Here is an 11,727-nt window from a genome sequence, read left to right on the forward strand (position 1 = left end):
GCCCGAGATGAGCACAGCAACCCGCTCCCTGCCCCGCACCATCGGCGCCCATGCGATCCTGTTGACCTACACGGCGATCGCACTGTTCCCGGTGATCCTCGTGGTGATGAATTCGTTTAAATCCCGCGCGGGCATCTTCGGTGCGCCGCTGACGCCGCCGACGCCTGCGACTTTCGACCTGATCGGCTACACCACGGTGATCGGCCAGGGCGACTTCATCCACTATTTCCAGAACAGCCTCGTCGTCACCGTGGCCTCGCTGTTCTTCGTGCTTTTGTTTGGCGCCATGGCCGCCTTCGCGCTGTCGGAATACCGCTTCCGCGGCAATTCGCTGATGGGGCTTTATCTCGCGCTCGGCATCATGATCCCGATCCGCCTCGCCACTGTCGCCATCCTGCAGCTGATGGTGGCAAGCGGGCTGGTCAACACACTGACGGCGCTGATCCTCGTCTACACGGCACAAGGCCTGCCGCTTGCCGTCTTCATCCTGTCGGAATTCATGAAGCAGGTGTCCGACGATTTGAAGAATGCCGGCAGGATCGACGGCCTGTCCGAATACACCATCTTCTTCCGCCTGGTGCTGCCGCTGGTCAGGCCATCCATGGCGACGGTTGCCGTCTTCACCATGATCCCAATCTGGAACGATCTGTGGTTCCCGCTGATCCTGGCGCCGTCGGAAGAGACCAAGACGGTGACGCTGGGCGCGCAGCTATTCCTCGGCCAGTTCGTCACCAATTGGAACGCGATCCTAGCCGCATTGTCGCTGGCGATCATGCCGGTGCTGATCCTCTATGTCATCTTCTCGCGGCAGCTGATCCGCGGCATCACTTCCGGAGCGGTCAAGTGAGTTCGCAAAAACCCCTTCGCGTCGTCGTCGCCGGTTTGGGCAATATGGGCCGCAGCCACGCGCTGGCCTATCACACCAATCCAGGCTTCGAGATCGCGGCGCTGGTCAACCGTTCGGATGTGCCGCTGCCGGCCGGGCTTTCCGGTTATGGCATCAGGCGCTCCTTCGAGGAAGCTTTGCGCGACGAGAAACCCGATGTCGCCTGCATCGCTACCTATTCCGACAGCCATGCCGACTATGCAGTCAAGGCGTTCGAGGCCGGCTGCCATGTCTTCGTCGAAAAGCCGCTGGCAACGACGGTGGCGGAAGCCAAACGCGTCGTCGCCGCCGCCAAGACTAACGGCAAAAAGCTGGTGATCGGCTATATCCTGCGCCATCACCCGTCCTGGATCAGGCTGATCGCCGAGGCGCGCAAGCTGGGCGGCCCTTACGTGTTCCGCATGAACCTCAACCAGCAATCCTCAGGCCATAGCTGGGAGACACACAAGCAGCTGATGCAGACGACCTCGCCGATCGTCGATTGCGGCGTGCACTATCTCGACGTGATGCTGCAGATCACCGACGCCAGGCCGGTCGAGGTGCGCGGCATGGGATTGCGGCTGACCAACCAGATCGCGCCCTCGATGTACAATTACGGCCACCTGCAAGTGCTGTTCGACGACGGTTCGGTCGGCTGGTACGAGGCGGGCTGGGGCCCGATGATCTCGGAGACGGCCTTTTTCGTGAAGGACGTGATCTCGCCGAATGGCTGCGTGTCGATCGTCATGAAGGAAGGTGTCAAATCCGACGACATCGACACCCATACCAAGACGTCGACCATCCGCCTGCACAGCGCGGCGACCGGGGCGGACGGCAAGTTCGTCAAAGTGGACGAGATGCTGTCGATGGAAGGCGAACCCGGCCATCAGGATCTGTGCGATCTCGAACAGGCGTTCGTGCTGAAGGCGATCCGCGAGGGTCTCGATCTCACCCGCCACATGGACGACGCGGTGAAATCGCTCGCCGTCTGCCTAGCCGCCGACGAGAGCGTGCGCAGCGGCGTCGCCGTCAAACTCTAGAACAGGGACGAAGCCGTGGGCTCGCTGAACATCGAGAATGTGAAAAAGGCCTTTGGGCCGGTCGAGGTGCTGAAGGGCATCAATCTCGAAGTGGCCGACGGCGAGTTCGTCGTCTTCGTCGGGCCCTCCGGCTGCGGCAAGTCGACGCTGCTCAGGGTCATCGCCGGGCTGGAGGATTCGACCTCGGGCCGCGTCGTCATCGACGGCGCGGATGTCTCCGCCACCCCGCCGGCCAAACGCGGCATCGCCATGGTGTTCCAGACCTACGCGCTCTACCCGCATCTGACGGTGAGGAACAATATGGGCCTCGGCCTCAAGCAGGCGGGCACGCCGGCGGCCGAGATCGACCGCCGCATCGGCATCGCCTCGTCGATGCTGTCGCTGGAACCTTATCTCTCGAGGCGGCCGGCCGAGCTCTCCGGAGGCCAGCGGCAGCGCGTCGCCATCGGCCGCGCCGTGGTGCGTGAGCCCCAGCTTTTTCTCTTCGACGAACCGCTGTCGAACCTCGATGCGGCATTGCGCGTCAACACGCGGCTGGAGATTGCGCAGCTGCATCGCCGGCTGAAGGCGACCATGATCTATGTCACCCACGACCAGGTCGAGGCGATGACGCTGGCCGACAAGATCGTCGTGCTCAACGCGGGAAAGATCGAGCAGATCGGCGGCCCGATGGAGCTTTACAATTCGCCGGCTAACGAATTCGTCGCAGGCTTCATCGGCTCACCGAAGATGAACTTCGTCGACGGCGCCAGGCTCGGTGAGACGGCCAAGACGATCGGCGTGCGTCCCGAACATCTGACGGTCGATGCGAAATCCGGCGCGTGGAAGGGCACGGTGGTCCATGCCGAGCACCTCGGCGCCGACACCAACCTCTATCTCGACTGCGAGAAGGCCGGGCTGATCACCGTGCGCATCTTCGGCGTCTACAATGCCGAACCGGGCGCGACGCTTTATGCGACGCCGGATCCGGCAAAGACCTATCGGTTCGGGACTGATGGGAAGGTGCTGAAGTAGCGCCCTCTTCCTTCTCCCCCTGTGGGAGAAGGTGGAGCGCCTACACGTCCGCCCTAAACGTCTGCTTCTGCATGCCAAGCCCTTCAATGCCAAGCTCGACCACGTCGCCCGCCTTGAGGAACACCGGCGGCTTCATACCCAGCCCGACGCCGGGCGGCGTGCCGGTTGAGATGATGTCGCCCGGATGCAGCGACATGAACTGGCTGAGATAGGACACCAGGTAGGCAACGCCATAGACCATGGTCTTGGTCGAGCCGTTCTGCATCGTCTTGCCGTTGACCTTCAGCCACATCGGAATGTTCTGCGGGTCCTTCACCTCGTCCTTGGTCACCAGCCACGGGCCGATCGGCCCGAACGTGTCGCAGCTCTTGCCCTTGGTCCACTGGCCCTGCCGCTCGGCCTGAAAGGCACGTTCGGAAACGTCATGCGCGACGCAGTAGCCGGCGACATAGTCCAACGCCTCGGCCTCTGTGACGTATTTGGCGGTCCTGCCGATGACCACGCCAAGCTCAACTTCCCAGTCGGTCTTCACCGAGCCGCGCGGGATCAGCACGTCGTCATCAGGCCCGACGATGGCCGAGCTTGCCTTCATGAAGATGATCGGTTCCGGCGGCACGGTGGCGCCGGTTTCGGCGGCATGGTCGGAATAGTTGAGGCCGATGCAGATGAATTTGCCGGTGCCGGCGACGCAGGCGCCGATGCGGGGCTTGCCGGAAACCGCCGGCAGCGATTTCGGATCGAGCTTCGATAATGTCTCGAGGGATACCGGGTCGAGCGCCTTGCCGGCAATGTCGGTGACATGGGCGGAGAGGTCGCGGATTGTCCCATCCGCATCGAGCAGGCCGGGGCGTTCGCTCCCGGCCTCGCCATAGCGCAGCAGTTTCATAGAATTCCTCTCCTTGATTCAGATAAGCTCAGATCGACCAGCCACCGTCGATATTATAAGCCTGTCCCGACGTATAGGTGGCGCCGGCCAGATAGACGGCGAGATCGGCGATTTCCTCCGGCGTGCCAAGCCGGCCCATGGGCTGGCGGGCGATGAAGGCGGCGCGGGCCGCCTCGTAGTCGCCCTGCGCATGCATGCGGTCCTCCAGCGACGGGCTTTCGACCGTGCCCGGGCAGATGGCGTTGCAGCGTATGCCCTTGCCGACATAGTCGGCGGCGATCGATTTGGTCAGGCCGATGACGGCCGCCTTGGTCAGTCCATAGACGAAGCGGTTGGGTACGCCCTTGGTCGAGCCGGCCAGTGACGACATGTTGATGATCGAGCCGTCGCCGCGTTCCAGCATGCCGGGCAGCACTGCGCGGATGGTGCGGATCATCGAGCGGACATTGAGGTCATAGGCGAAGTCGAGATCGCCTTCCTTCATCTCGAGGATCGAGCCCGAATGGACGAAGCCGGCGCAGTTGAACAGCACGTCGACGGGACCGATCTCGGCGAAGGCCGACGTCACCGCCTCGTCGTTCAGCACATCGAGCTTGCGCGTCTTGATCCCGGGCGTCTTGCCGAGTTCGGCGAGCATCACCTCGTTGATGTCGGTGGCATGGATGACGGCGCCCGCCTTGGCGAAAGCCAGCGCGCTCGCCCGGCCGATGCCTTGCGCCGCTGCCGTGACGACAACGACCTTGCCTGTCAGATCCGCCATTCTTTTCTCCTCTGTGGCCGCCCGGTTTTTACCGGCACGCGACCAAGGCGCAATGTGCCAGACAGGCACTCTTGTGCCGCCTGCGTCGCCGTTCGCTCTGGGGCAAATGTTTTTTCTCGGTAAAGAGCATCCTTCCTGCCGTCAAGCCCGGACGTCCTCCGCGAGCGTCCGGCTGAAGCTCAGTCGCCGTAGGGCACCCAGACGTTCTTGACCTCAACGGCACGGCGCAGGAAGGCATCGCCGGCGGCCTCGGCCGACGCCCAGTCAAGGCTGCAACCATCGCCGGTCCAGACGCGCTTGAGATTGCCGATGGACTCGGCTTCCGCCTTAGCGCAGGTCTCGGCATCGGCGAACACCCAGAGCCCATCGACGTCGTCATGCTTGGCCAAGACGCCGGCGAGTTCGGCGGTGCGGCCGGTGACGATGTTGATGGCGCCGGCCGGAACGTCGGAATATTCGATGACCTGGTAGAGGTCGGTGGCAAGCAGCGGATATTTTTCCGAAGGCACCGCGACCACTGTGTTGCCCATGGCGAGCGCCGGCGCCACCAGCGAGATCAGCCCGAGCAAGGGGGCATTGTCGGATGCCACGATGCCGACGACGCCGACCGGCTCATGCAGCGCCAGCGTGACTGCGCGGGCCGGCGGCTGGTGGACGCGGCCTTCGAACTTGTCGGCCAGCCCGGCATAGAGGAACAGCCGCTCGATCGACAGCTCGACCTCCTCCTGCGCCGCCTTGGCGGTGGCGCCGGTAAGCTGGGTGAGACGCGCCGCAAATTCATCGGCACGGCCAGAAAGGTTTTCGGCCAAATAGTAGAGCACCTGGCTGCGGTTGTAGGCGGTCGCCGCCGGCCAGCCCTTGCAGGCACGGGCAGCGGCGACGGCGTCGCGAATATCCTTGCGGTTGCCGAGACCGACCTCGCCGGCGAGCTTGCCTTTGGCGGTGGCGACGGCAATCGAATAATTGCCGTCCGGTCTGACCTGCTTGCCGCCGATGAACAGCTTTGCCGTGCGATCGATGGCGTCGCCTTCCGTCTGCTCGACAGGCTGGGCCGTAGCCGTTGCCGGCTTGATGACGGGGCCGAGCGGCAGTTTTGCCGAGAGATATTCGAACATGCCCTCGCGCCCGCCTTCGCGGCCGAAGCCGCTCTCGCGATAGCCGCCGAAGCCGCAGGCGGCGTCGAACATGTTGGTACCGTTGACCCAGACGATGCCGGCCTTCAATTGCGGCGCGACGTGCAGCGCAAGGTTGACGTTCTCGCTCCACACCGAGGCGGCCAGCCCATAGCGTGTGTTGTTGGCGAGCTCGATTGCCTCGTCGGTGTTGCGGAAGGTCATGGTCGCCAGCACCGGCCCGAACACCTCTTCCTGCGCCAGGATGTTAGCCGGGGAAACACCCGTCGCCAGCGTCGGCAGATGGTAATAGCCGGAGGAGGGCAGCGCCACATCCGGCTGCCAGCAGACGGCGCCCTGCCTGGCGCCTTCAGCGACCAGACCCTTGACGCGATCGAGCTGGGTCACGTCGACCAGCGGGCCGATATCGGTGTTCTTGTCGAGCGGGCTGCCGACGCGAAGCCGGCTCATGCGCGTCTTGACCTTGGCGATGAAGGCTTCGGCGATGCCTTCCTGCACCAGCAGGCGCGAACCGGCGCAGCAGACCTGGCCCTGGTTGAACCAGATGCCGTCGACGAGGCCTTCGACGGCGCTGTCGAGATCGGCGTCCTCGAAGACGACGAAGGCCGATTTGCCGCCAAGCTCCAGCGACAGTTTCTTGCCCGACCCAGCAGTGGCTTTGCGGATGATCTTGCCGACTTCGGACGAACCGGTGAAGGCGATCTTCTGGACGCCGGGATGGTTGACGATGGCCGCACCCGCCTCCGGCCCGCCCTGGACGATGTTCACGACCCCCTTCGGCAGGCCGGCGCGTTCGCAGATATCGGCGAACAGAATGGCGGTGAGCGGCGTGAACTCGGCCGGTTTCAGCACGACCGTGCAGCCGGCGGCCAGCGCCGGCGCGATCTTCCAGGCCAGCATCAGGAGCGGGAAGTTCCACGGGATGATCTGGCCGACGACGCCGACGCCCTTGTGATCAGGAAAATCCTTGTCCAGCACCTGCGCCCAGCCGGCATGGTGGATGAAATGGCGGATGGCCAGCGGCACGTCGATGTCGCGGCTTTCGCGGATCGGCTTGCCGTTGTCGATCGATTCCAGCACCGCGAACAGACGCTGGTGGCGCTGCATGGCGCGGCCGATGGCGTAGAGCACTTTCGCGCGTTGATAGCCGGAGGACGCGGACCATTTCGGCAGCGCCTTGGCGGCGGCCGAAACCGCTGCGTCGATATCGGCAGCCCCGGCATCCGAGACCTTGGCCAGCAATTTTCCCGAAGACGGTTCGCTGGTGTCGAAGGTCTTGCCGCCTGCGGCTGCCTTCCAGTCGCCGCCGATGAACAGGGCTTTGGAAAAATCGCGCGCGGCAAGCCAGGCATCGGCCTCGTTGCGGGCTTCCGGCGCCGGGCCGTAGTCCATGGCGTGATAGCGTTCGAGAATGTTCATGGGGCGCTCCTTTGGAAGGAGAATTTTCGTCTGGAAGGCGCTCCGTCACGCCCCCTCTGTCCTGCCGGACATCTCCCCCACGAGGGGGGAGATCGGACTTCGCGTTCGTCTGCGGCAGTCCTACAACGTTGGCGATTGGCGAAATCGTCGATGACAGCCAATCTCCCCACAAGTGGGGGAGATGTCCGGCAGGACAGAGGGGGGCGTGACGGAACTCCACGTTCAAAGCTTTGCCCAGCCTTACGCCATCGCGTGGCGATGATTGGCCGAATAATGGCCGGTCAGATGATGTTCGAGCTGGCGCTCGATGTCGGTCAACAGGCTCGACGCGCCGAAGCGGAACAAATCTGGCTCCAGCCACCGCCGGCCAAGCTCCTCCTTCATCAGCACCAGCCAGTCGAGCGACGCCTTGGCGGTCGAAATGCCGCCGGCCGGCTTGAAGCCGATGAGATAGCCGGTCTCCTCGAAATAGGCGCGGATGGCGCGCACCATGGCGAGGCCGACCGGCAGCGTCGCATTGACGCTTTCCTTGCCGGTTGAGGTCTTGATGAAGTCCGCGCCCGCCATCATTGCCACCATCGACGCCAGCATGACGTTGCGCAGCGTGGCGAGATCGCCGGTGCCGAGGATGACCTTGAGATGCGCTTCGCCGCAGGCGGCGCGCATTGAGACGATCTCGTTATAGAGTTCCTGCCATTTCGCAGCGAAAACCAGCCCGCGCGGAATGACGACGTCGATCTCGTCGGCGCCGTCACTTACCGACGCTTCGATCTCCTGCAGACGCGTCGAAAGCGGGGTGAGGCCGTGTGGGAAAGCGGTGGATACGGCGGCGACATGGATGCCGGTACCGCGCAGCGCATCGACAGCGGTGGCAACGAAGGGATGATAGACGCAGACCGCCGCCGGGCGGATCTTTTCGCCTGCAATGCCGAGGCCTTCGACGATGTCGCGGCGGAAAGGATTGATCGCCTTGGCGCAGAGCCGGCGCACGCGCTCGTCGGTATCGTTGGAGTTCAGCGTGGTCAGGTCCATGCAAGCGACGGCGCGCAGCAGCCAGGCCGCCTGGTTATCGGCCTTGATCGAGCGTCGCTTGGTCAGGCTGGCGACGCGGCGTTCCAGCGCCGAGCGGTTAACGCTGCGCACCGATTCCATGAAGCCGAGATCGAGCTTCATGCCTGGATTGCGGGCAATGCCGTGCGCTTGCGACGCTGGCGCGTTGGCGGCGGTGCGCGCCGGCAGCGGCGTGATCTTGGAAGTCCCGGCACCGAGATCGGCTTCGCGGATTGTGCTGCTCATCTCCTGCCCTTTCGTTCGGCAACCTGTGCCGAAGATAGCCCGTGAAGCAGCGCTTCACGAGTCTTTCAGGCGGTCATAGACGAAAAAGGCCGTGAACGCACCCGATTTTGACCGTATGGTCAAAAGCCGGTTTCAACGAGGCGGGATGCCGAAGCGTCCCGGCCCTCAGCCGACGAAGGCGCGCTCGACGACGAAGCTTGCCGGGTGGGACAGCGAGCCTTCCTGGAAGCCAAGGCTTTCGGCGAGTTCCTTGACGTCCTTGAGCATATGCATCGAGCCGCAGATCATGATGCGGTCGGTTTCCGGATTGAGCTTTTCGATGCCGAGATCGGCATAGAATTTTCCCGAGGCGATCAGCGCGGTGATGCGGCCCATACGCTCGGAAGTCTCGCGCGTCGTCGAATTGTAGAGGGTGACACGGCCACCGGTCAGTTCGCCGATCAGCGGATCGTTCTCGAGTTCAGCCACCAGTTCCTGGCCGTAAATGAGTTCGGCCTTGTCGCGGCAGGTGTGGGTCAGGATCACCTGCTCAAACTTCCCATAGGTGTCAGGATCGCGCAGCAGGCTGGCGAAGGGCGCGATGCCGGTGCCGGTCGAGATCATGAACAGGCGCTTGGCCGGCGTCAGTGCATCGAGCACCAGCGTGCCGGTCGACTTCTGCCGCATGATGATGGTATCGCCGACCTGGATCTTCTGCAGTTCCGAGGTCAGCGGGCCGTCCGGCACCTTGATCGAGAAGAATTCCAGTTCGTCGTCCCAGGACGGGCTGGCGATCGAATAGGCTCGGAACACCGGCTTCTCGGCGTTGGGCAGGCCGATCATGATGAACTCGCCGGAGCGGAAACGCAGCGACTGTGGCCGGGTGATGCGGAACGAAAACAGCCGGTCGGTATAATGCTTCACCGAGACGACGGTTTCGGCATACACATTGGCCGGAATGGGGAACTGCAAAGGCCGGGCGCCGGCGGTGTTGAGCGCGGATGTGGTGTTCATCAAACCTAACCTTCTGGCCCAACCCCGAGGTGCTGACGCCAAGCCCTTTCCTGCGCGCCCGAACCGGTCAGGTTCCGGCGTGCCGTTTGCACACTGCGAAGCGGTAAGCTCTTGTGTCCGGAATTTATTAGTATACAAATGATATTTGCGTCAAGACGCAAGCGTAAAACGCCTTTCCAAACTGCGACATATAAGTAGTCCGGGCATTTCGGGTTTCGACAATGAAAGAGAATTTTTCGGCGCAGGCGCTGGATTCCCTGGGCCGCGTCGTCGCCGGCATCGATGTCGGCGGAACCTTTACCGACCTCATTCTGATCGACGGCCGCAGCGGTGGCAAGGTGCATATCGCCAAGACCCCGACCACTGTCGACAACCAGGCCTTCGGCGTCGTTTCAGCGCTCAGTGCCACCGGCTTTCCGGTCGGCGGCATCGACCTCATCGTCCACGGCACGACCACCACCACCAACGCCGTTCTGGAACGCCGGCTGGCGAAAACCGGCATGATCACCACGCGCGGCTTTCGCGACGTGATCGAGCTCGGCCGGCGGACACGGCCGCAGCCCTATGGCATGACGGGCGTCTTCGTGCCGATCATTCCGCGCAATCTGCGGCTCGAAGTGTCGGAGAGGGTCGAGGCTTCAGGCGCGGTGCGCATTCCGCTCGACGAGGCTGAGATGCGGGCAGCGGTTTCACAATTGATCAAAGCCGGCTGCGAATCCCTCGTCATCCATTTCCTGCACTCTTACGCCAATCCGGCGCATGAGCGGCGTGCGGCCGAGATCGCCGCGGAGCTTTGGCCGAACGGCTACATCACGTCAGGCCACACGCTGCTGTCGGAAGCGCGCGAATTCGAGCGCGGCGTCACCGCTTCGGTCAACGCCTCGGTGCAACCAATCCTCGAGCGCTACGTCGAACGGCTGCGCAAGGAATTGGGATCGCAAGGCTACGCCCGCGATTTCCTGATCATGAACGGCAATGGCGGCATGATCTCGGCGCGCTTCGTCACGCGCGAGTCGGCCAAGACCGTCATGTCGGGGCCGGCTTCTGGCGTCATTGCGGCAGCCTATACGGGAAAACGCGCCGGCTACGAAAACCTCGTCACCTACGATATGGGCGGCACCTCGACCGACGTGGCGCTGATCCGCAACGCGGAACCAGCGGTATCGAACGAGATCGAGATCGAATATGCCATGCCGATCCATGTGCCGATGGTGGCGGTGCACACGGTCGGCGCCGGCGGCGGTTCGATCGCCCGCGTCGATGCGGCCGGGCTGATCCAGATCGGCCCGGAAAGTGCCGGCGCCAATCCCGGCCCGATCTGCTACGGGCGCGGCGGCAGCGAGCCGACCGTCACCGACGCCAATCTGGTGCTTGGGCGACTGGCGCCGAAGAAGCTGCTGGCGGTCGAAAATCCGGTCACCGTCGAACGCGTCACCGGCATTTTCGAGGACAGGATCGGCCGTGCCACCGGCCTGTCCGGCGTAGAGGCGGCGGGAGCAGTGCTGCGGCTGGGCAACATGAAAATGGCCGGCGCCATCCGCATGGTGTCGGTGTCACGCGGCCACGACCCGCGCGATTTCGCGCTGTTCGCCTTTGGCGGCGCCGGGCCGCTGCATGCGACCGCACTGGCGCGCGAGCTCGGCCTGCCCCGGGTGCTGGTGCCGGCGCGGCCGGGCATCACCAATGCGCTCGGCTGCGTCGTCGCCGATCTGCGCCACGACTTCGTCAACACGGTCAACCAGCCGGTGATGGGGCTCGATGAAGCCCAGCTTCACTCGGTATTAGAACGGCACCGAAACGAAGGTGAAGAGCTGATCGGCAAGGAAGCGGTGAAGCCGGAGACGATCCGCGTCACGCATTCCGCCGACATGCAGTTCGTCGGCCAGACCCACATCATCAACGTGCCGCTGCCGTCGTCATCGGTGACGCGCGAGGTGTTGCAGCAGCTCTTCGAAAAGGCCTATTTCGCCCGCTTCAAGGTTGAGCTGCCGGAGATCCGCGCCAATCTGGTCAACCTCAACACTTCGGTGACTGGTGTCAGGCCGGCGATCGATCTTTCCCGGCTGATCGATCCGGCAGGGCGCGCCAAAACGCTCGATGAGGCGCGGCGCGAGATCCGGCCCGTCTGGTATGGCGGAGGCTGGCACGACACGCCGGTCTACAGCAGGGAAAAGCTACCGCTCGACGCCGTCATCGAAGGCCCGGCGATCCTCGAACAGATGGATGCCACCACTGTGCTCGAGCCCGGCGACCGGGCACGCTCGGACGCCGACGGCAACATCATCATCGACATCGGCATTGAGTGGGTTAGTGGGGCCTGA

9 protein-coding genes are annotated in these 11,727 nt (G+C 63.7%); 4 read left to right on the forward strand and 5 right to left on the reverse strand.

The window, feature by feature from the left end; translation table 11 throughout:
• Positions 1-7: 7 nt before the first annotated feature.
• Genes EJ066_RS07930 through EJ066_RS07940 form a run of 3 tightly spaced genes read left to right on the forward strand, consistent with a single transcriptional unit; the run spans position 8 to position 2,919 of the window.
• Entirely contained in the window at positions 8-847 is an 840-nt protein-coding gene (locus EJ066_RS07930) for a carbohydrate ABC transporter permease (protein WP_126036502.1), read from the forward strand.
• On the forward strand, positions 844-1,905 hold the full coding sequence (locus EJ066_RS07935) for a Gfo/Idh/MocA family oxidoreductase (protein ID WP_126036504.1): 1,062 nt from the start codon (positions 844-846) through the stop codon (positions 1,903-1,905). Before EJ066_RS07930 ends, EJ066_RS07935 begins: the two co-directional genes overlap by 4 nt.
• 15 nt (positions 1,906-1,920) lie before the next feature.
• Positions 1,921-2,919: an ABC transporter ATP-binding protein gene (locus EJ066_RS07940; protein WP_126036505.1), complete on the forward strand. Its 999-nt coding sequence runs from the start codon at positions 1,921-1,923 to the stop codon at positions 2,917-2,919.
• Positions 2,920-2,959: 40 nt separating this feature from the next.
• On the opposite strand, the gene EJ066_RS07945 is transcribed toward EJ066_RS07940, so the two are convergent.
• From EJ066_RS07945 to EJ066_RS07965, 5 genes are all read right to left on the reverse strand, one after another.
• Positions 2,960-3,805, reverse strand: coding sequence for a fumarylacetoacetate hydrolase family protein (locus tag EJ066_RS07945; protein ID WP_126036507.1), 846 nt, complete (start codon positions 3,803-3,805; stop codon positions 2,960-2,962).
• Positions 3,806-3,833: 28 nt separating this feature from the next.
• Positions 3,834-4,565 carry an SDR family oxidoreductase gene (locus EJ066_RS07950; protein ID WP_126036509.1) on the reverse strand — a complete coding sequence of 244 codons (732 nt, stop codon included), beginning with the start codon at positions 4,563-4,565 and terminating at the stop codon, positions 3,834-3,836.
• A gap of 179 nt (positions 4,566-4,744) precedes the next feature.
• Entirely contained in the window at positions 4,745-7,117 is a 2,373-nt protein-coding gene (locus EJ066_RS07955; RefSeq protein WP_126036511.1) for an aldehyde dehydrogenase family protein, read from the reverse strand.
• Between the two features lie 240 nt (positions 7,118-7,357).
• A complete protein-coding gene (deoC, locus tag EJ066_RS07960) occupies positions 7,358-8,413 on the reverse strand; it encodes a deoxyribose-phosphate aldolase (protein ID WP_126036514.1) in 1,056 nt (351 codons plus the stop codon).
• Between the two features lie 165 nt (positions 8,414-8,578).
• Positions 8,579-9,406 (reverse strand): ferredoxin--NADP reductase, encoded by an 828-nt coding sequence (locus tag EJ066_RS07965; protein WP_126036517.1) that lies wholly within the window; start codon positions 9,404-9,406, stop codon positions 8,579-8,581.
• Positions 9,407-9,627: 221 nt separating this feature from the next.
• On the opposite strand from EJ066_RS07965, the gene EJ066_RS07970 reads away from it, so the two are divergent.
• Entirely contained in the window at positions 9,628-11,727 is a 2,100-nt protein-coding gene (locus EJ066_RS07970) for a hydantoinase/oxoprolinase family protein (RefSeq protein ID WP_126036520.1), read from the forward strand.

Source organism: Mesorhizobium sp. M9A.F.Ca.ET.002.03.1.2, assembly GCF_003952365.1.
Classification (GTDB): Bacteria; Pseudomonadota; Alphaproteobacteria; order Rhizobiales; family Rhizobiaceae; genus Mesorhizobium.

What these genes read in the sequence shown, in the direction of transcription:
- EJ066_RS07950 (WP_126036509.1), bottom strand. Translation starts at nt 4,565, where the DNA reads ATGGCGGATCTGACAGGCAAGGTCGTTGTCGTCACGGCAGCGGCGCAA.
- EJ066_RS07945 (WP_126036507.1), bottom strand. Translation starts at nt 3,805, where the DNA reads ATGAAACTGCTGCGCTATGGCGAGGCCGGGAGCGAACGCCCCGGCCTG.
- EJ066_RS07965 (WP_126036517.1), bottom strand. Translation starts at nt 9,406, where the DNA reads ATGAACACCACATCCGCGCTCAACACCGCCGGCGCCCGGCCTTTGCAG.
- EJ066_RS07970 (WP_126036520.1), top strand. Translation starts at nt 9,628, where the DNA reads ATGAAAGAGAATTTTTCGGCGCAGGCGCTGGATTCCCTGGGCCGCGTC.
- EJ066_RS07955 (WP_126036511.1), bottom strand. Translation starts at nt 7,117, where the DNA reads ATGAACATTCTCGAACGCTATCACGCCATGGACTACGGCCCGGCGCCG.
- deoC (WP_126036514.1), bottom strand. Translation starts at nt 8,413, where the DNA reads ATGAGCAGCACAATCCGCGAAGCCGATCTCGGTGCCGGGACTTCCAAG.
- EJ066_RS07930 (WP_126036502.1), top strand. Translation starts at nt 8, where the DNA reads ATGAGCACAGCAACCCGCTCCCTGCCCCGCACCATCGGCGCCCATGCG.